A 21792-nucleotide genomic window follows, 5' to 3' on the forward strand; every position below is an offset into this window, starting at 1 on the left:
CTTACTCTAGTTTAAAACCGGTCAATCTTTCGAAACGGTTTCGGAGAGAATATTCTAAAAGTTTTTCTTCCGAAATCAAAAACGCGGATCGTTTTGCCCGGGTGATCGCAGTATATAAGATCTCTTTTTTGAATAGTTCTAGGGAAACTTCGTCGGTATTTATGTCGGAAGGATCCGGTGGATAAATGATAAAAACGGAATCATATTCGGAACCCTGGGATTTATGTACTGTGATCGCAAATGCAGGTTCGTGAGGAGGAAGGGTATCCAAAGCAAAGTCCCTGATCTCTCCTTCTATATAGAATAATGCCCTGAGTTCAATTCCACCGTTCGGAGTTTGGACTTCTAAAACCAATCCGGTATCCCCATTATAAACTCCTCTCACTCGATCGTTTTTTGTGATGAGTATCGGAAGTCCCGAAAAATACGTTTTGGTCCCAATCTGGACTAACTTTCCCTTTTTATGATGAAGAATAAGTTCCGTTAATTCCTTATTGATGTAATCGCTTCCAAAAATCCCGTTTCTAAGAATAGTTAGTATCTTAAATCGATTTAGATCCTTGTTTAAATAATTCTTTAATTCCTGAGGAGAATCAGGGTCGGGGAGTCTGGAAAGTCCGGGTAAAATTTTTTCTTCCGCGGTTCTTTTTAAAAATTCCTTCCATTCTTTTTTATAGCCCGTTCCAAAATTTTGGTTCCCTGCAAGTGTTTGGTCACGGGCTTCAAGAGGCTGCCCCTTCTTGGGCAGGCTCTTATAATCCAATCGGGTTTGATAAAAACCGTGTGCGGAATTAATGAAGATAGTATCTAGATGCGATGTTTTCGGAAGATTTTCTTGGAATTCGGATAGAGAAATATTTTCCTTTACACAAAGTTCTGCCGCTTTGGAAATAGAAGAAAATTCTTCTTCCTGCCTGTGGCTTATTTTAAGTTCTATTAGATTTTCAGAATTTATTCTTTTTAAGGATTTAACTAAGTCGGATAATACCGCGCCTGCTTCTACGCTTGGCAATTGGTTCGGGTCCCCTAAAAGTATAAATCTAAAATTTTCGGAACCGAAAGATAAGGCTTCCATCAATCTATACATCATATGGAGATCCACCATGGATACCTCGTCCAAGATGATGACTCGATAGGGGAGAGGGAAATTTATTCCGTATTTATAATTTCTTTTCCTAGGATTGTATTCTAAAAGTCTATGTAAAGTGGAAGTGGGGATCTCGGAGATAGAATCATCCAACCTGTTTTTTGTGCGTAAATTCGAGATCGTATTTTCCAAGGATTCTTTTAATCTTTGAGCGGCCCTTCCCGTTGGAGCCGCAAGTCCGATCTGCTTTAGATCATAGCCTAAACGTAAAAGCCCACGGATCACATTAGCCACCACTGTGGTTTTTCCGGTGCCCGGCCCGCCTGTAAGAACAAAAAAAGGAAATTTAAGGGCTTTTTCTAAGGCCTCTTTTTGCTCGCCTTCTCCGCAAAGAATGTACTCTTTACCGCCTCTTTTAATGGAAAGAGGATTAGAAACGGTAAGTTCTTCTAAAACTTCCTGGATTTTTTCAGGTTTTGTTGTGGGACCGGTCTTAAGTAGATTTTTAAAACCTTCCTCCACCGAAGTTAGCTGGCCGTATATTTTAGTAAAATATAATAGATTATCTCGTTTTTTGAATAATAGATCGGAGATAGGATCTTTTTCGGAAAATGGTACAGCGAGATTGCCGATCTTGGCGGCTTGGACAAGGGAAAGATTCCAGGCGAATAAAACCTCGTATGGAATTCCTTTTGCAAATGCGGAAAATTCCTTGGTGAGAAAACTAGCGTATTCTCGGTCTAAAATTGTTTCGAGGGATTCTTTTTTCATTCTTTTTCCGCCGAAATTTTATTTTTCAAATCCAGGGTCTCTTTTATCTTCTCTTTTGAAATTTTTACGAATTCAGGATCAAGATCCTGATAAAAGATCCCTCGTCCCAATCGGTTCGGATCCGTTCCTCGTAAAAATACAAAATACATCCCTCCTAAAAGTTTGGGATCGTATTTTGTTCCATACTTGAATCTCAACCAATCATCCAGAACGACCGAATAGATCGCCAACTGCAAAGAGTAAGATTCCTGTATTTTTTCCCTTAGATAGTTTTCCGAATAAGGATCTTCTCCGAAATTCGAAGAGAGTCGATTGGACTTCCAATCTAAGATCCAATATTTTCCTTCCGAACGAAATATTAGATCCAAGGTTCCCTTTAATAAGTCGCCATTCCCGGTTTGTCCCGGGATTTTTAAAAAGAAATCCACCTCATGTTTTCTTTCTAAAGGAGAAATTTCACAAAGTGAGATATTTTTTTTCGAATGTGATAATGGGGTTTTGAGAGTATTCCAAAATAATTCCGAGATCTTTTTTGCAAATAAATCCAATTGTTCGGGGTTATCACCGTAACCGTAAGACTTTAGAATATTTTTATATGATCTTAAGATATTTTCCGGGATTTGTTTTGGAGATATTACATTTTGATAAATACTGAAATCTTCCGTTTCCAAAAGTTGATGGAGCAAATTCCCCATTTTATTGGAAGAGGGGAGTTCTTCTTCTCTTGATTCATCCGGCGTTTCATCCGTTTTAAACGATTTTGTTTCGGAAACCTGGAATCCTAACCCCTCCGAAGTAAAAAACGAGTCCAAAGATGAATAACTTTCTAGGATAACTTTTCTTTTTTCAGCTTTGTCCGGCCAAATTTCGACGGAGCGTAAGATCTCTGGACCTTCTTCTTTTATTCGATCGAGTGTTAAACCGGAAATCGTTTTATGGTTTCGGATCCATTCCTGTTCGTATTTACCCTCTTCATTCTCCCAAAATCTCGCAACGGAAGAATCTTCCGGAAATTCGGATACTGCAGCTTGAAAGGATTTTCGGAATAATTCCAAAGGACGTTTCGTATCGGGTTCTGCGAGTAATGGAAAATAAAATTTGTACATTGCCCGAGTAAGAGCCACATAATACAATCTTTTGTCCTCATTGACCGTAGTATAAACGGCTTCTTCCTCCTTATTATTTTCCAGATCTATAATACGTTTTTCGCCTTCCCTATATTCCGAAAATTTTTTCCTTTGAGCACCCCAACCTGAAAATCCTCCGAATAAAAATACGATCGGAAATTCTAACCCTTTACAGGAATGGATTGTGGAAATTTTGACCCTGTCTTCTTCCGAATCTTTTTCTAAATAATCTTTTTCGTCCTCTTTGGATACCATTTTGGATTCCAAATAAGTGATAAGCTCTCCTAAGGTCTGATCCGACTTGGACGCTTTTTCGGTTAAGAAGAAGAATATCTGTTTGAAGTTCGTGATTTTTCTTTCCCAATCCTGTCTAGCTTCCTGTGGAAGGGGAGAAGCTAATTTACTTTCCGTTAAGATAGAACCGAATAAACCAGGGAAATCTTTTTTACGTGAGAATTTTCTCCAAGTTTCCAGAAGCCTCTTTTCTCCGGACTCTATCGGATATTCCTCGTAATTTTGTAGATTTTCAGGAGATACGCAGAATAGATCCGATATTAACAATTTGTAAAATGAATCCCTACTTCCTTCTTCATTTAAACATTGGAGGATCTCCCTCACTCGTATCGCTTCCGGAGATCCGAATAATCCGGTTTGTTTGGAATAGGTATACGGGATCCCTCTAACCTTAAATTGTCTTTTTAAAAATTCTAAATCGTTCTCTCCCCGGACCAAAATCGAAATGTCCGACCAACTCAGTTTTTCGGGAGAAGAATATCCCTCTTTTTTAATATAGATCTCCGACTTTTCGGACACCAGATGAATAATTTCCTCCGCTATAAATTTGGAGTATTGGTCTTTTAATCGATCCGCGTTGCTCTCTTTAGAAAGTGAGAACACGTTTAAAGCTGCACGATTACTTGTATCGGAATATAAAATGGCCTTTCCCGGATTTTCCGGCGACTTTACATGCACATATTCTATGGGTAAAAATCCCGTTTCTTCGATGGGAAACCATTCTCCCTTTACACTTCCGAAAAGTGAATTATAAGAAGAGATCAGCTCGGGTAAGGATCTACGATTTGTGTCCAATTCCGGATATACGATAGAAGAAGCCGCAAATTTTCCACCGGAATCAAATTCTCTTTTTGCCGCCAAATAAGTGCCTAAGTCCGCCCCTCTGAAACCGTAAATGGATTGTTTTGCATCTCCGATCAGGAAAAGTTTTCCTTCCGTTTCGGCATTGGAAGATCTTTCCAAGAATAATATTCTAAAAATATTATATTGATCCGGATCCGTATCTTGGAATTCGTCTATGATCCCAAAACGAAACCTTTTTTTCAGCTCTGCTACTAATTCAGGATTTTTCTCCAATGAATCGGATAACCCCAGGATCATATCACCGTATGTGATCGAATTATCCTCTTCTTTGATCTTTACGGAATCTTCCGCTAAATCTTCCGCGAGAGAAACGAGGAAAGAAGAAAGAGAAGATTCTAACGAACTTAAGCTTGAGGAAAGTTTTCTGATTTTTTCTCTTTCTATCGTATAAGAAAGATATCCGGGTTCAGAAGTTGCAGTTTTTAATTCCTCGTCGGAAAGAAGAACGGATTCTATTCCGGAACTTTCTCCTCTTTTCAGATCCAAGATCTTTTTGAGAGCAAGTGTGAACGGAAATGGTGAAAATGGTTCGGAGGAATCGACGAGCTTGTTTAGAGAATCTTGAAATTCGGTTTGGCGGCTTGCAAGCGCCTTGTATTTATTTGTATTGATCTTTTTTTTAAGGGAATCCTGAAATTCTAAAAATTTAGGAAGAATAGATTGGATTTCCAAAAATACATTCTTAATAGAAGCGATCTGCGGAAATTCCTGGGGGCGGGGAAGAAGTTGGATCGATTCGGGAGAAGAAACTTTTTTTACCGCGAGACCGGATACAAAATTTTCCCAAGTAGTTCCCTGAAATCCGTCATTATAAAAACGATTCGCTTGTGAAAGTATGAAGGGGAGAAGTTCCTTAGGATATTTTCCACCGAACTCCGCACGCATCCTTCTATACAATGCCTTGGATACGACAGAAAATTCTTCGATTAGTTCGGAATTTTCGGAGCTGCCGGATTCCAGAGAATATTCCTTTGAGATTTTATGAGCAAACCCATGAATGGTGGAAATATAAGCTTGATCCAAACGAGACGCCTGGTTCAAAAAATAATCCAGCTCTTTGGATTCTTCTTCCGTTGGAGATTCAAGTTTTTCTAATCTTTGGATCGTATTTTTTAATTCGGCGCGTATTCTACCTTTGAGTTCCGACGCTGCCTTATCCGTATAAGTAAGTACTAATATAGATTCGATTCCGAAAGGAGGTTTTTCGGAACTTAAAGAAGTTTTAAAGGAATCTTTTAGTATTTTCAGTACAAGAAATACGATCGTATGCGTTTTTCCCGTTCCGGCAGATGCGCCGATAAAACCGTTCTTTGTAATATCGATTTGGTCTGCGAAAGAACTTGCTATCGGTTCTAGTTTACTTTTCTGCATAAAATACCTTCTCTAATGGCTGATACAGTTTTAAGCAGAGGTAAAAATCCTTTTCGCTAATATAATTTTGAGGGTAGGGCAGAAGTCGGATGATCTCATCCAAATAAATTTTTGGATCATACTGAACGGATTCTTGGGCCCAAATTTTATATTCTGTAGAGAGTTGATCCAATTTTTTTTTGTCGCTCGGATCGATTTCCTTTCTATCCGGAAAATCTTCCCAGATCCCGGGAGAGACTAAGGAGACGGATCGTTCGAAAAATTCTTGGACAAGATCTAAAAGAAATTTTTTACGATACGGTTCTCCTCCTTCTCTGTTCATATTCAGGATCGTTGGTTTGTCTCCATATCCGAAAATTGTAATTACTGACCTAGGAGTGTTTTGAGACGGGATCTGATCGAACAATGATTGGATCAAAAACGGTTCGATCAGGTTCTTAAATTTTTTCTTAGAGTTCGGGTACACAAGAACAAGAGTAGAGCTACCGTCGGCTTCCTTTTTTAAGAAAACATCTTCTTTTAAACCGGTGATCGCGGTTTTCGATTCATTCGAAATTTGGAATGGAACGACAGGTAAAGAGAGTAACTTTCCTTTTTTAGGAGATTCTCCGAAGGTAAATCCGGATAAAATTTCCGCACCGGAAAGTATTTCAGAAACGGCTTCTGAAATTTTCGTGACCTTTTCCGATTTTGTTAAAAATTCCGCATCCCCATAAATTCCTCTCGGTATATGACCTCTTTTTTCCCATATAGAAAAAAGTCCGCCTAAAGAATTTTGGATCTCTTTTTCGGTCTTCTTCATGGAATAAGACCATAACTCTTTCATAAATTTAAAGTTATCCGAAATTCGGAACGGTTCTTCTGTCGCAGTCTCGGATTCTGAAATTTCCTCAGCATACAATCCGAACCTTCTCTGCAAATGAAAGGAAAGCGGCGATTTTGCAAACCGGACAAGATCATTCCAATCGATCGTCTCCGGATTTAGTATTTCTTTTTTTGCGGAAGGACCGGACTGAAAATCCCCGAGTACCGTTTTTCGATAATATTGTTTATCTTCTTCTTTTCCATAGAGTAGGGAAGAAGATAGATCGAAACTTTTACGGAACTTCTCCGCAAATTTTGCCGATGGATTTTCTTTTTGGATAAAATATTCTCTGCTATGTTTGTTTAAAGGAATCTTGATCCTAACGGAAGTTTCGGGAGCTAATATATTTTCCTTTAAAGCTTGCTCTAACAAAAGTAATGAAGAAGAAGGAGCAATACTTTCGTCTTTTGTGATATCTTCCGCCACAAAGGACAACACCAGACTTTGTTTTGCCGAAAGCACGGTTTCATATAATAAAGACTGATTGAGACCTCTAACATTTATATCTCCTTCTCGAGGAGCTAAATGTCTGAGATTAAATGCGGAAGTATCGTCCGTTCCGGGAAACAAACCTTCTCCCAATCCCAAAATGTATACATGTCGGAAGGGGATGGGACGCATCGGTTGAAGTGAAGAAACCGTTATTCCCCCGGTTAAGTATTGTCCTTTACGGACCTGGATCTCTCCTCCGGTTTGTTTAAAAAATGCCTCTAAAAATTTCAGTCTATCCCTGCGATTTTTTGGATCCCAACGCACGGATCTCAAATCATATAATGAATCTGTAATTTTCTTTTCTAACTCCATTTCTATCGGATCGGAAGAAGGTGAAGAAAATAGTTCTCTCAACAAATCGGATAGAGAATCCAAAATTTTTTCTCCGGAAACTTTCGGATCCGAAACCAATGAGGAAAATCCTTCCAATAAGAAGGATACACGTTTCCAAATCCCGATCCATATTGGTACGGAAGAGCCTGATCCCGGATCGAAAGGGGAGACTGGAAAATTTTCCTCTTCTTCGGTGGATAATATATTCCCGGCTGCTAATCGTAAAAAACCTTTTCTAAAAGAGAATGCAAGCGGCTCTTCATCTGCCAAAGAATCGTCTTGGTATAATTCCAAATCTTCGGAAAGTTTTGCCCATTCTTCCACTAAAGGAGCTTCCACTTCCCATTTCGATTGAAAACAAGGGTTCCTTAGTAGTTTGAAAATGTCCGCCCTGGATCGTTCTTTAGAAAGAAGCGTAAATAAGGAGAGTATCCCGCTGATATAGGCGCTTGTTTCCGAGGCTAGAACATCTCTTATACTATACGGTAGAGTCTTTATCTGGCTGCCGGACTTCTCCACAAGTTTTGCTTGTATTCCGCCTTCGAATACGAACTCAATAGCAGCCCTATATTCGGAAAGGTCGGAGCAGAATATCCCAAAATCGGTTAATTTTGTTTCTTTGGATTCGGATAAGACGGAGAGAATATGATGGAAAACAGCCTCTACTTCTCGAACCTTTCCGGGGGCTTCTAAAATTTGTAAACTCTCGTCAGGTAGAAGTCTGGAAGTCGCCTTATATTCCGACCGTCCAAGATATTCTTTGAATTCGGATAGGACCGTCTTTGTTTGTTTTTCTTTTTTAGTAGAATGTAAAAATTCCGCACCTGAGATTTCCCAGGATTTTTTTAAGGAATGGAATGAGTTTGCCCAGTTTCTACAGATCTGATTTCTTTGCGTTCCTGTAACCGGTTCTCCATCAGGCATTCCAAATTGAAAAACTTCCAAATGAATTTCGGGGAGTAGGTTTTGAAAAATAGAAATGTATGTACTCGAAAGTTGGGACAATGCGAATAGATATACATTCTTCGCGGAATGTTTTTTGGTCTTGGGCTCCGAGGCCAGATTACGCATGGAGTATTGGATTAAAGTTTCTTTGGTTGGATCAGAGTTCGTTAGATAAGAATAAAGTTCTTTCTGAAAGAAAAAAATTTCAGACTGGGTTGCGACCTCTTCCCAGATATCTTCTCCCGGCAATCTTAATAGTGAATATTTTTCTCCCAACCAGTTGCGGATCCAGTCCTGTCTATTTAGTTCGTAATCCTTAAAATATTTCGCTAAACGTCCTGACAGATCCAAAAGACGGACCGGGTCGGGAGTTTTTCTCCCGGAAGGCAAAAGGTAATTTTTGACGACCGGATACTTTTGTAGAAATACCGGATCTCCTAATAAAGTCTCATAGATCTGGAATTTTCTGGATTCTCCTTGAAGGAAAGGTCTGGATTTCGGATCGATCTCGGGAGAAAATTTTTCAAGAAGCAATTCCTCCAAAAACTTTTCCAAGAACAAAAATCTGATATTGAATACTACGTCGAATCTTTGGACTAGATCCAGATTCAACCAGGTCTCCATACTCTTATTCGGAATGATCACTGTAGGAGAATATAATCCATCCTGCCTCGAGATCTCATCTCTCAAGGAGTTAGATAATCTTTCGGACAAATTCGAAAGATCGTCGGAACTATGGACGCGTATGCTCATCTTAGATCGGTTCTACCAGAAATCCTGCATTTACGGACCGGTAAAACAAAGTTTTGGTCCGAGAGGGGAGCTCTTACAGGCGTATAAATCGCCAATCCAAAGGATTTTATCTAATGCGACATAATGCTGATTATCGGAAGTTAGGGAAGTAGACCTCTTATAGGGAAACGGTATCCGAGAAAGCACACAGGTTGCCCTGAAAAATGTTCCGGATTTTGTAGTAACTTCGACGTCTTGGCGAACTTCGCCTAACTTGGGTCTCGCGAAACGTTGCCAACTATACCTAAGGGGATCTTTTGTATACAGTCCCGTAAGAAGCGAGTTTGGATTGGCGACTTCCTACTTGGAAGCGGAGAATAATGTGGACTTACATTTTTCTCCTAAAACATTTTTATTCTCTTGGAGACAGCGGATAACAGCTGTTCCTCGATCGGAGCAATATTTCTCCTTCTCTTCTTTACAAGCCTCCATTCTCATTCTTGCCTTATTCCTGACTTCCTGTAACAATTCTCTACATTCTTCCGAAAGGTTTTCCTCATTCTTTTTCAAACAAGAAAGAATATCTCCTTTGGGAATTTCCTTACAATATTTTTCTTTGTCTTCGCGACATTGGTTCGTATGTGAGTGAGGCGCTCCTTCTTCATGAGCAATAACGGAGATGTTCATTGAGAAAAAAAGGCATAAATAAGCCGTAACTACTCTAATTCCGCCTTTATTTGAAATTTTGAATAACATGGCGACTAACCTCTATTAAGACCTCAGTCATTCTTGCCGGTTTCTTTTTTTAGGAAAGATAGATTTACTTCTAAAACGAAAAACCGAAGTCTAATACATGTTAGAAACAAGAAAGGAAGAAACACGTTATTATTCGTCGGAACTGAGACAGAAAAACGTAGTTGTTCCATACTTCGATTAATAATAATGGATCGTGCACAAACTTTCTAACATTTGATATTTCTGTATGAGGCTGAGGTCCGACTAACTGCTTCCTGTCGTCCTTCGAGGGACAAACTTTGGAAGAGCATTTGAGTCACAGATTTGTTTAGTATACTTTAAAGGAGGTTTTGCGATTCTCTTTGGCATTGCCCGGAACAGGCGAAGGAGCTTTTTGTTTTTTCCTACCGCAATTTGAAAAAGAGTTTCGGTATTGATCCAGGTAAGGAACACTATCCACCGACTTACAAATAAAATAACACCTGACGGTGCACTAGAAATCGCAAGGCAAGGACATGGATTACGAAAAGGAAAAAAAGAAACTTCTCTCTGCGAAAACGCCAGAGCAGTACATTGAATTTTCCATTAAATCAAAACTAGAAGGACCAAAGAAGTCCAGTATTACCACAGAATGGTTAAATAAATCAGGTTATTCAATAGATGACATAAAATATGCAAGGAATAGGCATCCTTTTTGGAGAGAAAAAAGAAACAAAGGTTCTTACGAAAGAAACAGCCGTCGTCTAGAATACCATAACTACTATAAGACGGACGATAAGATCGTTTGGGACGAGGCTAAACTTTCTAAATTTTACGACCTCAACCAAGAAGGAAATGCGGATCATGAGCTGGCTAGGATTTTTAAAACATCCATCCCGGCTGTGAACCATATTCGGAGAAAGTTCCGTTTTTCTTCCATTCTGTTAGAACTGGAAAAGAAAAAACCTAGTAAAGCTGCGGTGATCAAACTCAGCGGTCATTCAGAGTCCGTACTGAAACGTTTGATCAAAGAAAAAGGGAAAAATAATATTCTAGCCCGCCGATCTTTCCGAAAGGCGGGCTTTGTCAATAAATTTCAGGAGAGAATCTCCTAAAATTCCCTTCTCAAGACGAATCTCTTCCTTATTTTATAGGCTTTTACCTTACTTCCGGTTTTGGTAAAATGTTGCGCGTCCTCCGCCGGAGAGAATCTTGGAACTGATCCATTCCAATGTACAAAAAAATCATCCGTTTTTCCATTCTACTCTTTCTAGCGATCTTCACTTCTTCGATACTTTCTGCAGGGCCCGTCCGTGAATTTTTAAGTTCCGACAGTAAATCCAAAACGAACCAAGAGGAAGAAGACCCAAAACCTTCTTCTCCTAAAAGAGAAATTCCTAGATCGGAAGAAACGTCATCGCCTTCCCCTAAAGTGGAAACGAAGATTAAAAAAGAAAAAGAAGAGTCCGTAGCTTCCGTGGGAGCCTCTTCCCAAAAACCTAAGCGAGTCCAACGCAGGAAAAAAGGGAAAAATAAGGTCTCTAAAAAGGAAAAACAGGAGATCAAAGAGAAGGAAACCGCTTCTAAAAAGTACGAAAATTCCCTTCCTGGAGTTTCGGAACTTCCTCCTAAAACGCAATACGATACGAATACCCAAAATATTAATGCGGAACTGGGCCATGGAAAAGGGATCCCTGTTCTTTGTTATCATCACTTGGTTGGGAACCAAGATCCAATGGGCGGATACAATCTAGATCCTAGCCTTTTAGAGGAGCAGTTTAAGTTTCTCAAGGCTTTAGGTTACCAAACGATCAGCTTGGACCAATTCTACCAATACCAGCAAGGAAAAGCAGGTTCCGATTTTCCTGCTCGTCCTGTTCTTTTAACATTTGATGACGGATCCTTAACCCATAGAGATGTTCTAGTTCCGCTATTAAAAAAATACGGAATGAGAGCCTCCGTTTTTATTTATCCGACCGTGATCTCTAATCCTAGATATAAATTTTATCTTAGCTGGGCCCAATTAAAAGAGGCTCTGGACAGTGGAGTTCTCGATTTAGGTTCTCATACAGTCTACCATCCTAAATTGCCTGCAATGTCTAGAGCGGAGATCAGAAGCCAACTCAAAGATTCCAAAACAACTCTGGAAGCGAAAACAGGTAGAAAAATTCAAGATCTTGCCTATCCATTCGGATTATTCGACGTAAGAGTGATAGAAGAAGCTAAGGCTGCAGGTTACAGAATGGCATTCACGGTTAATCCCGGGAAGAATGTTCCTGGCACGTACGCTTATACCATTCACAGATCCTTGGTAACTTGGGGAATGTCTCAATCCAGATTCAATTCGATCTTAAGCGCATCTCCACCCGTTAAGATCCAACTCGGAGTTCCTGACGGTTCTTGGGTCAAACCGGGAGATAGTTTTCCTGTAATAGTGGAAGGTTTAGACCCTAAGTCGGTGGCGATCAAAATCAGCGGGAAAGAAGGTATCATTCAAAGAAAAACGAATACGGAATATATCATTAGAATTCCTGAATTCAAAAAGACCACTTATCCTGCGATGACGATCATTGGTAAAACCCTATCCGGTAAGAGAAGTGAAACTCAATTTTTATTCGTAAATAGAAAAGAGTTTAAAAAAGACCCCGACTAAAGGTTACTTTCGGATAAATTTTTAGGTTTCCGGAAGCTCTAAAGTTATATTTTATCTGGAAGAACCGTCAAAATCGTATCGTTTCTATGAAAGTTTTTTGACATCTCTAGGTAGGTAAGAATATTTTCGGTATGCCAAAAGATTCCGAGACATTCGAAAGAATCGCAACATCCAGGATCCGGAATCGCCTTCCTCTTGTTTTATGGGTGGTATTACTTGTTCTTACCCTCCCCTATTCTCTACTTGCAGATCCTGCCGGAGAAAAGGGTCCTGTTCTTCGTTTAGATTCTCATTCTTCCGGTAAAATCCCTCTCAGAGAAGAGATCTCTTATTTCAAAGACTTGGAAGGAACTCTTACCTGGGAGGATATTTCCGCTCCCGATTCCGAAGTGGAATTCAAAAAAAATACGGATAGGATGCCGAACTTCGGCTATGATTCCTCTCCTTATTGGCTCAAGTTTTCCGTAGAAACCGAAGAGGCTCTTTCGGAGGAACGTTTTCTAACCTTAGAATATCCTCATATAGATTATGTGGATGTATATTGGAAAGATTCTAAAGGGAGAGAAGGTGAATTCCGCACCGGAGATATGCTTCCCTTCAAGGAAAGACCAATCGCAGAGAGATATTTTGTATTTCCTTTAACCTTGGAAGATAAGGGGAAGATAGAAGTATACATCCGAGTTAAGACGGAAGGATCTCTCACTCTTCCGCTTCACCTAGTTACAAAGTCCAATCTGGATCATTCTTCCAGGGCCTCTTTACTTATAAACGGTATTTATTTTGGCGCCTTGGGAGTTATGATATTCTATAACTTCTTTTTGTTCCTAGGTATCCGGGAAAAGACTTATATATATTACGTAATTCTAATTTTTGCGGTAACCTACTTTTTGGTTATGAGCTCCGGATACGGCTTTTGGTTCTTGGTCCCAAATTCCCCTAAATTCGTAAATTCTTCCTTTATCATGGCCACATGTATCGCTATGATCTTTTTGGGCCTATTTGCGGAAGAGTATTTGCAGACCAGGGATACTTATCCGATCCTACATATATTCATCCGGGGACTCACGATTATATGGTCCATTATCGCTATTCTACCCGTATTTGTACCTTTAAGATACCTGATGCCTTTTACGGCGATCCTTCCTATTTTGGAAATCCTAGTGCTAATGATCGTTTCTCTGGTCCGGAGCGTTCGAAAGGATAGAAAAGCGAGGATCTTCCTAAGCGCATGGGTCTTCAGTTTGTTGGGAGTATTCGTATTCTCACTGAATCGACTGGGGCTTTTTGATTCGGAGGAGATCGCTTCCGGAATGTTGAAGATCGGCGTTTTGAGTAACGTTATTCTTCTTTCCTTGGGACTCGTGGACCGGATCAATACTTTTCAAAAGGAAAAAGAAGAGTACAAAGAAAGAGCGGATAAACTATTTGAACTTTCTCTAATGGATCCTTTAACGGGTGTGGCCAATCGGAGATTTTTTGATCAGGAATTGGAAAGAGAATGGAACCGTTCCGTCCGAACGGAAAGACCACTTTCCCTTTTAATGATAGATGTGGACTTCTTCAAAGCGTATAACGATACCTACGGTCATTTAAAAGGAGACCAGGTGCTCTGCCAAGTGGCCCAAGCTTTAAAAGAATGTCTGAATCGTTCTTCCGATATGATCGCAAGATATGGAGGAGAAGAATTTTCTGTCATTCTTCCGGATACTCCCGTAGAAGGGGCGATCGTAGTCGCCCTGAACATGTTACAGACGGTGGAGGATATGGGGATACCTCATTCGGAAAGTACTTTTACTAGGGTCACTGTTTCCATAGGTGTTTCCAGTAATACGGATCGTGATATCCATTCTTACCAAGAATTATTAGGATTAGCCGATAAAAACCTATACGATTCCAAGGCATTCGGTCGAAATCATATACGTCATTGACCCTTTCCGAAACAATCGTTCGAGAAAGGTATACCGGAAAATCATGAAAATTTAATTTTTCCTGGACCCTCGGCCCAGTCGGGATTAAAATCGGTCCCCGCATGGAACCTCTCAAACTCCCCTTTCTCAACTCTCAGACATTATATTGGACTTTAAGGTCTTCTACGGAGGCTTTTAAAGAACATCCTGCTCAATTCTTTAAACCGGACGGTAAAACCTATAAATCGGTAAGTTTTAAAGAGCTAGGTGATATAGTAACTAGGATCGGTTTGGGTCTGGTTTCTAGCGGGGTGAAAAAAGGAGAGAATGTGGGTTTGATCGCCGATTCCGGGCATCGCTGGATTTGGGCGAGTATGGGGATCACGAATATCGGAAGTGTGGATGTACCTAGAGGAACCGATTCCACACTTGAGGATCTAATCTATATACTTAACCATTCCAAAGCAGAAATTTGTTTTGCCGGGAATATGGAAGTAGTCCGCAAACTTGGCTCTTCTTTTACGTCATTCCCTTATCTGAAGACGGTCATACTATTCGAATCTTCTCATCATTCCGAGCAAAGATTTCCATTCAAACTTTTACATTTGGATGATCTAGTCTCTTTGGGGGACAGATGGATCCAAGAAAAAGGAGAATTAGAATTTCATTATAGAGGAGAATCCATCCAAGAATCGGATCTGGCAACGATCGTTTATACTTCCGGGACCACCGGTCGCCCGAAGGGAGTTATGCTGTCCCATCGGAACATTGTGTTTAACGTAAACATGTCTTTGGCCTTGGATGACGTTCGTATCACTCCCGAAGATAGGACTATGGCTTATCTTCCTCCCTGGCATATCGCGGAAAGATTGATCGAAACGGCTTGCATACGAGCAGGAGCATCGGAGGCATTTACTTCGATTTCGAGTTTGGGTCAGGATCTTCAAGATATAAAACCTACCTTCCTACTTTCCGTGCCTAGAGTATGGGAAAGTTTTTACAATAAGGTCCAAGACAAACTCAAGGACGCTTCTCCTGTCGCAAAATTTATCTTCAAAACTTTCCAATCCATAGCGAATTCTTATTATAAGTATAAAAGTAGGTTTCTGGGTTTGGAGTTTTCTTTAAAACCAAGGTCTTTTTTCGGAGAACTTTTTCACAGAATGAGCGGACTATTCGGTACATTTTTATGGTTCGTTCCGAATATACTGGCTCAATTGTTATTTTCTAAAATACGAAAAAGCCTCGGTGGAAAATTGAAATTTGCGATCTCCGGAGCGGGAGCGCTCCCGGAATATATAGACAGATTTTTTAATTCGATCGGAATTCCGATCTTAGAAGGATACGGAATGACGGAAACCAGCGGAGCTTCCACCAGAAGACGACTGGGTAGGATCACCGTAGGCACCTTGGGAAAATGTATCCCCGGAGTGGAAATAAAGATTCTAGATGAGAAGGGAGAAGAAATACACGAACCCGGGGTGAAAGGGATCGCCTGGCATAAGGGCGGCCATATCATGCAGGGATACTATTTGGATCCTGAAAAGACTGCAGAGACCATGAAGGACGGATGGTTGAATTCAGGGGACCTTCTTCTTTGGACATCTCAAGGAGAATTAAAATACGCAGGAAGGGCCAAGGATACAATCGTACTTTTAGGCGGAGAAAATTTAGAACCTGAGCCGATCGAGTTCGCTCTTACTCAGAGCGAGTTGATCCTGCAGGCAATGGTGGTGGGACATGACCAAAAAACGTTAAGCGCTCTTTTGGTTCCGGACTGGGAAGTATTGGATAAACAATTACGAGACTGGAAGTCCAGATTATTACAGGAGATTTCCGACCCGAATTCCGATCCGGACGTGAGAGAATTATTCAAAAAAGAGATTAAAGAGAGAGTTTCCTCTAAAAACGGCTTTAAAAATTTCGAAAAAGTATCCAATTTTTACCTTCTTCCTAAAAAATTCGAACCTGGAGACGAATTGACCGTGACTATGAAGGTGAAGAGGAACGTCGTCTCGGATAAATATAAGAACCAAATAGACGAATTATTCAGATAAATCCGAGTTCGGCGTAACGAATCCGAGATAAGATCGAATCCAAGATAAAGGAGATTTTATGCCGGCTTTGACTCAAACAGTTAAGGATCGATTGTCCACGATACTTTCCGTTTTTTCGGCTCTTGTATTTTTGCAGACCTTATTTTTTAAATTCACAGGACAGGATGAATCCGTGCATATCTTTTCCACCTTGGGAATAGAACCTTGGGGAAGGATCGGAACAGGCTCCGTAGAATTTTTTGTAGCAGCACTTTTGCTCTTTCCCGCTTCCAGATTTGTGGGAGCCCTAGTAGGTTTCGGACTCATGATCGGTGCGGTATTATCGCATATTTTATTTTTAGGAATAGTAGTGGACGATGATGGAGGATTGTTATTTGCAATGGCGGTCAGCGTACTTCTTTCCTGCACCATCATTCTCAATCTGGAATGGGATCATAGACCTCCCACCTAGAAAATGTAACCGTTTTTTCATCTCGGAAAATTTTTCGGGACTCGATCTAAGTCCCGAATCCGTTGACAATCCTACAGGATTTCGTCTTATGGAAGTAAGGTATCATTTCGCTAAATGAAATTTCGAAGAGGAAGACTTTACGACGCGTTTTTCATTTCCGATATCCATTATCTTCTGAATAAAAAGATCAAATCCCATAAACATAAAGAATTATTCCAACTGTTGGATCATTTGAACAAAAAGGGAGTAAGGTTCGATAATCTATACCTGGTAGGCGATATTATCGAAAATTGGTTTTTCAGCGCTGATAGAAGGTTACAAAGAGTAAAAGGAAAAAAAAGATTTAACAAACTTTTTGAACGTTTAGATAGGCTCGCTTCCGGTAACGGGAAAAAATATTATATAATTGGGAATCACGATACCACTTCCTATCTGATGAGGCTGACCCCTAAAGTTGAACATTATCTAATGGAAAGAGGTTGGATTATCTGCGAGAAGGCGGAAAACGAAACTCTGATCGCGATCCATGGACATCAAGGTCAGTACAATAAATTTACTTGGATGGGCTCCATTCTTGTCTTAAGGATACTTCACGTATTCGCATCCGCATTTCCCGCTATGTTCAAATTTTCCGAAAACTTCTACCATAAACATTTGAACAGGCAAGACCCAAGCACAGTAGAAGAGACATTACATTATTATCAAAAACTTTCGAAACTTACCCACCAAGATAAGAAGGTCCTAATCTCCGGTCATACCCACGACTTTTTATGTATCCCTAAAATGAATATTATCAATACCGGGGATTGGGTAAAGAGTAATAGTTTCGTGATCCAAGATGGTAAAAAATTTTCCGGAATTCGGATGACGGCCAGAAAAGAATTTAAGAAAGAATTCGTCTTAAATGTTTGATAGTTTTCCGATCTTGCCGATCGACACAAGACTCATCATCCGGATCGATAAAAACTAATTTGCAATTTCTTGCCTGTCGGCTATACTTCGGCGCATGTCCGAAGAACTAATTACAGAATATCTAAACTTGATAGATGAACACGCTTGGCTTTTTTGGTCGGGAGTCGTTTTTCTTTTTTTATTCAGCGTTTTTATCCATGATATTTTTCAGAAAAAACATACTATCAAACATAACTTCCCCATAGTAGGTCATATCAGATATCTATTCGAAAAAATAGGACCGGAACTTAGACAATACTGGGTGGCAAACGACAAGGAAGAAATGCCTTTTAACAGGGCGGAAAGATCCTGGGTTTACGCCACGTCTAAAATGCAGAATAATAATTTCGGTTTCGGGACTACCGAATTATTATACGATGCAGGTTATCCGATCATCAAACATGCAGCCTTCCCCTTTGCCGACAGCAAAGCTAAATTTATAGAAGGTGATAGCTCCATGATCCCTTCTCTTAAAGTAATGGGAGAATTCCGGAATAGAAAGAAACTATATAGGCCCGCATCCGTTGTGAATATCTCCGCTATGTCTTACGGTTCTTTGGGGGAGAGAGCGGTTTCCTCATTGAATAAAGGTGCAAAGATTGCACGTTGTTATCATAATACCGGAGAAGGCGGACTTTCTCCATATCATAGTTTCGGAGCAGATGTTGTTTGGCAATTGGGTACGGGATATTTCGGAGCCAGGGACGAAAAAGGTAAATTTTCCTTAGATCAGTTCCTAAAACGGTTAGATGCCAATCCGAATGTTAGAGCAATAGAGATTAAACTTTCGCAAGGGGCAAAACCCGGGAAGGGTGGAATCTTACCTGGAGCAAAGGTCACAAAAGAGATCGCCGAGATTAGAGGGATCAAACCCGGACAGGATTGTATATCGCCTAACGCACATACGGAGTTTGACGATACAAAAAGCCTGATCGAATTTATAGAAAAATTAGCATCCTCTTCCGGACTTCCGGTAGGGATCAAAAGTGCAGTGGGGGAATCTAAATTTTGGGAGGAACTTGCGAGTCGGATGAAAGAGACAGGCCAAGGCCCCGATTTCATTACGATCGACGGAGGAGAAGGAGGAACAGGAGCAGCGCCGTTAACCTTTACCGATCACGTTTCTCTTCCTTTTAAGGTGGGATTTGCTAGAGTATATAAGATTTTTCAAAAGTACGAGATCGCCGACAGAATTGTCTGGATCGGAAGCGGTAAATTGGGTTTTCCCGACAGAGCTATCGTCGCATTCGCTATGGGCTGTGATCTAATCCACGTAGCACGGGAAGCAATGATGTCTGTCGGTTGTATCCAAGCCCAAAAATGCCACACGGGACATTGCCCGGCCGGTGTAGCCACACAAAGTAAATGGTTACAAGCAGGTTTGGATGTCGAGTTAAAAGCAAAAAGGGCAGCAAACTATATAAAAGGGTTTAGAAAGGAATTATTATCCGTCGCTCATGCCTGCGGATATGAACATCCACTTCAATTCACAGGGAACGATATAGAGATCGGAGCAGGTCAAAATAGATTCAGGACCTTAACCGAGGTTTTGGAATATGAAAGAGCTCCTGTAAAATTCACGACTATGATGGATTATACGAGCAACATCACCGCATTGGGTTAGTTTTTAATTCGCTTGCATTAGGTCGGGTCCCTGTAAATATTTGCGGGATCCGAATGAAACTAATCTCATCTTTTGTTCAAAATTTCTGGAGTTTTCTTCGTTCTCCTAGAGAAGAACTTCAAAAAAAAGACTCTTTCCCGGGATATAAGATCCTTTTTTTCAAAACTTCCATTCCTATACTAATCGGTTATTTTTTCGCACATCTTTCTTTTAGAGCCTTAGGTCTGCAATACGTGTTTTTAGGCGGCTCCATTCCGAATATGCTCACCAGAGTGATCTTGCCTGATTTATTTTTCGGCACCCTTTATGCGCTACTATTTACAATAATCTATCTAGCCGTTGGAACCGGGATCATTTGGATAATTTCAAAAATTCTTTCTTATTCATTCGATATCCATAGAGGATTAGAATTAAGTTCCAAACTTTCTCATTCCTTTTTGATCTTGGGGTTATTGATCTTCTTCGGTTTTACCGGAATTTTCGGATCCATCGTATATTTGGTTTTCTTTATGTATTTCTCCTTCCTGATCATTCTAACTCTGTTTTACGGGTTAGAAGCCGGCAAAAGGATCAGTATTATTTCCGGATTGATCATCGGACTCATCTCTTACGGGATCTTTTTCCTAAAGGATGATACACAAATGGACAATCTCACCCTCCCTACCCAACCGGCAACAATGACACCGGAAGAAGAAAGGGAGAAAATACAGGAAGCGGAAGACGTAATCCGAAAATTGGAAGAAGCCCGTAGAGAAAAGGGTTATAAAGACTGAAGTATATTCAAAAAGGATAATTAATGGCAAGAGTTCAATTGGATCCTTTTCTTGGTTCGTGAATTTTTGGAACTAATTCTTTTTCTAAGCCATAATATTCTAAACATTAAGTGCACATGCTTGGGCACATCTAATTCCATCCATGGCTGCGGACACGATCCCACCGGCATATCCGGCTCCTTCTCCGCAAGGATACAAACCTTTGATACGAATATGTTCTAGAGTTTCCGGATCTCTGGGAATACTAACCGGTGAGGAAGTCCTGGTTTCAGGAGCATGTACTACAGCTTCGTTGGTCAGATATCCTTTCATCGACTTATTAAATTCCTTAAATCCGTTTTGCAAAGATTTCATTATGAATTTAGGAAGAACGGAAGAAAGATCCGCAGAGATAATCCCTGGCGGATAAGAAGTTTTCGGAAGATCGGAAGAAATTTTTCCGTCTACAAAATCCGCAAGTCTGGTTGCCGGAGCTGTTTGGCTTTTTCCGCCAGCGATCCAAGCTTTTTGTTCAATCTCCTTTTGAAATTCCATCGCAGCCAGGGGGCCGTATTTCTGGAAAGGTAGAAAATCCTCTTGTCGGAGTTCCACTACGATCCCCGAATTTGCAGTCGGCCTTGCCCTTCTGGAAGAAGACCATCCGTTAGTCACTACTTCTCCCGGTTTTGTGGCACAGGCAGCGATCACTCCACCAGGGCACATACAAAAAGAATAAACTCCCCTACCCTGGATCTGTTTTACGATACTATAAGGAGAAGGGGGAAGAAAAGGCCCTCTGTCGTCGCAACTATATTGGATGGAATCTATTAAGGATTGTTTATGTTCTACCCTTACACCTATTGCGAGCGGCTTTAAATGGATCTCTATTCCTTTCTGATATAGTAATTCGAATATATCCCTAGCTGAATGTCCCGTAGCTAAGATCACCTTATCGGAAAGAAAACGATCCCCGCTCTTAGTGACTACTCCCTTAACGGAATTTCCTTCTAAAATCAGATCGGTTACTCTTTGATTAAAATGGACTTCCCCACCTCTTTCCTGGATGGTTTCTCTTATTTTACGGACAATACTAGGAAGTTTGTTTGTTCCTATATGAGGATGAGCCTCTATTAGAATATTAGGATTTGCTCCAAAACCTACGAGAAGTTCCAGAATACGACGTACATTCCCTCTTTTTTTGGACCTTGTATAAAGTTTACCGTCCGAATAAGTACCTGCTCCGCCTTCTCCGAAACAATAATTGGAATCCTCATCCACAATATGATGTGCATTGATATTCTGAAGGTCCTTTGGTCTTGATTTAACGTCCTTTCCTCTTTCCAGAACGATCGGTCTCAAACCGGATTGGATCAGTTCCAAAGCGGCAAATAGACCGGCAGGTCCCGAGCCGATGACGATCACTTCTTTGGAATTTTTGACATCCGGATAGTCAGGCAGACGTATCTGCTCGGAAATAAATTCTTCGTTGATATAAACTCGGACTTTGAGATTTACAAAGACCGTTTTTTGTCTGGCATCAATGGAATGATTTAAGACCTCGATATGTGTTATATCCGACAAAGAGATCTTTTTGGATTTGGAAATATATTCTTTAAGACGATTCGATTGTTCTGCGATCTCAGGCAAAAGCCTAAGTTCTAATTCTTGGGTCATAGTTCAGGACCAAAAGTTTTAGGATTTGTATCTAATGGAATTAAAAAAGAAAGGAAAAAGGAGGCAAGGAATTTTAAGGAAGGTTTGGAATAAATCGGAAGGAAGTTAAAACGAAAATGAAGATTCCG

General features: G+C 40.4%; 13 protein-coding genes. 8 read left to right on the forward strand and 5 right to left on the reverse strand.

All coding sequences use genetic code 11. The features are described 5' to 3' along the window. Position 1: 1 nt before the first annotated feature. From recD to LEP1GSC192_RS11505, 4 genes are all read right to left on the reverse strand, one after another. Entirely contained in the window at positions 2–1858 is a 1857-nt protein-coding gene (gene recD, locus LEP1GSC192_RS11490; RefSeq protein ID WP_020770013.1) for an exodeoxyribonuclease V subunit alpha, read from the reverse strand. Next, entirely contained in the window at positions 1855–5514 is a 3660-nt protein-coding gene (locus tag LEP1GSC192_RS11495; RefSeq protein WP_020770074.1) for an exodeoxyribonuclease V subunit beta, read from the reverse strand. The genes recD and LEP1GSC192_RS11495 overlap by 4 nt, the downstream gene beginning before the upstream one ends. Then, complete coding sequence (locus LEP1GSC192_RS11500; protein WP_036089833.1) at positions 5501–8902, reverse strand: exodeoxyribonuclease V subunit gamma; 3402 nt, start codon at positions 8900–8902, stop codon at positions 5501–5503. The genes LEP1GSC192_RS11495 and LEP1GSC192_RS11500 overlap by 14 nt, the downstream gene beginning before the upstream one ends. Positions 8903–9241: 339 nt before the next feature. Then, positions 9242–9637 (reverse strand): hypothetical protein, encoded by a 396-nt coding sequence (locus LEP1GSC192_RS11505; RefSeq protein ID WP_020770071.1) that lies wholly within the window; start codon positions 9635–9637, stop codon positions 9242–9244. A gap of 494 nt (positions 9638–10131) precedes the next feature. Between LEP1GSC192_RS11505 and LEP1GSC192_RS11510 the strand changes: the two genes are divergently transcribed. The 8 genes from LEP1GSC192_RS11510 (at position 10132) to LEP1GSC192_RS11545 (ending at position 20011) form a co-directional block, all read left to right on the forward strand. Next, a complete protein-coding gene (locus LEP1GSC192_RS11510) occupies positions 10132–10710 on the forward strand; it encodes a hypothetical protein (RefSeq protein ID WP_020770045.1) in 579 nt (192 codons plus the stop codon). A gap of 116 nt (positions 10711–10826) precedes the next feature. After that, the gene (locus LEP1GSC192_RS11515; RefSeq protein WP_020769998.1) at positions 10827–12248 is read left to right on the forward strand and encodes a polysaccharide deacetylase family protein; all 1422 of its coding nucleotides are present in this window, start codon (positions 10827–10829) and stop codon (positions 12246–12248) included. 131 nt (positions 12249–12379) lie between these two features. After that, entirely contained in the window at positions 12380–14176 is a 1797-nt protein-coding gene (locus tag LEP1GSC192_RS11520; protein ID WP_020769914.1) for a diguanylate cyclase, read from the forward strand. Positions 14177–14277: 101 nt separating this feature from the next. Continuing rightward, positions 14278–16212: a long-chain fatty acid--CoA ligase gene (locus LEP1GSC192_RS11525; protein ID WP_020769962.1), complete on the forward strand. Its 1935-nt coding sequence runs from the start codon at positions 14278–14280 to the stop codon at positions 16210–16212. Positions 16213–16270: 58 nt separating this feature from the next. Beyond that, positions 16271–16663, forward strand: coding sequence for a DoxX family protein (locus LEP1GSC192_RS11530; protein WP_020770119.1), 393 nt, complete (start codon positions 16271–16273; stop codon positions 16661–16663). 114 nt (positions 16664–16777) lie between these two features. Further along, positions 16778–17575, forward strand: a complete 798-nt coding sequence (locus tag LEP1GSC192_RS11535; RefSeq protein ID WP_020769965.1) for a UDP-2,3-diacylglucosamine diphosphatase — start codon at positions 16778–16780, stop codon at positions 17573–17575. A 94-nt stretch (positions 17576–17669) separates the two neighbouring features. Next, positions 17670–19238, forward strand: a complete 1569-nt coding sequence (locus tag LEP1GSC192_RS11540; RefSeq protein WP_020769975.1) for an FMN-binding glutamate synthase family protein — start codon at positions 17670–17672, stop codon at positions 19236–19238. A 53-nt stretch (positions 19239–19291) separates the two neighbouring features. Beyond that, entirely contained in the window at positions 19292–20011 is a 720-nt protein-coding gene (locus LEP1GSC192_RS11545) for a hypothetical protein (protein ID WP_020770059.1), read from the forward strand. A gap of 99 nt (positions 20012–20110) precedes the next feature. On the opposite strand, the gene LEP1GSC192_RS11550 is transcribed toward LEP1GSC192_RS11545, so the two are convergent. After that, on the reverse strand, positions 20111–21664 hold the full coding sequence (locus LEP1GSC192_RS11550; protein WP_020770139.1) for an NAD(P)/FAD-dependent oxidoreductase: 1554 nt from the start codon (positions 21662–21664) through the stop codon (positions 20111–20113). Positions 21665–21792 lie beyond the last annotated feature (128 nt).

The organism is Leptospira sp. B5-022, assembly GCF_000347035.1.
In the GTDB taxonomy this organism is placed as follows: Bacteria; Spirochaetota; Leptospiria; order Leptospirales; family Leptospiraceae; genus Leptospira_B; species Leptospira_B cinconiae.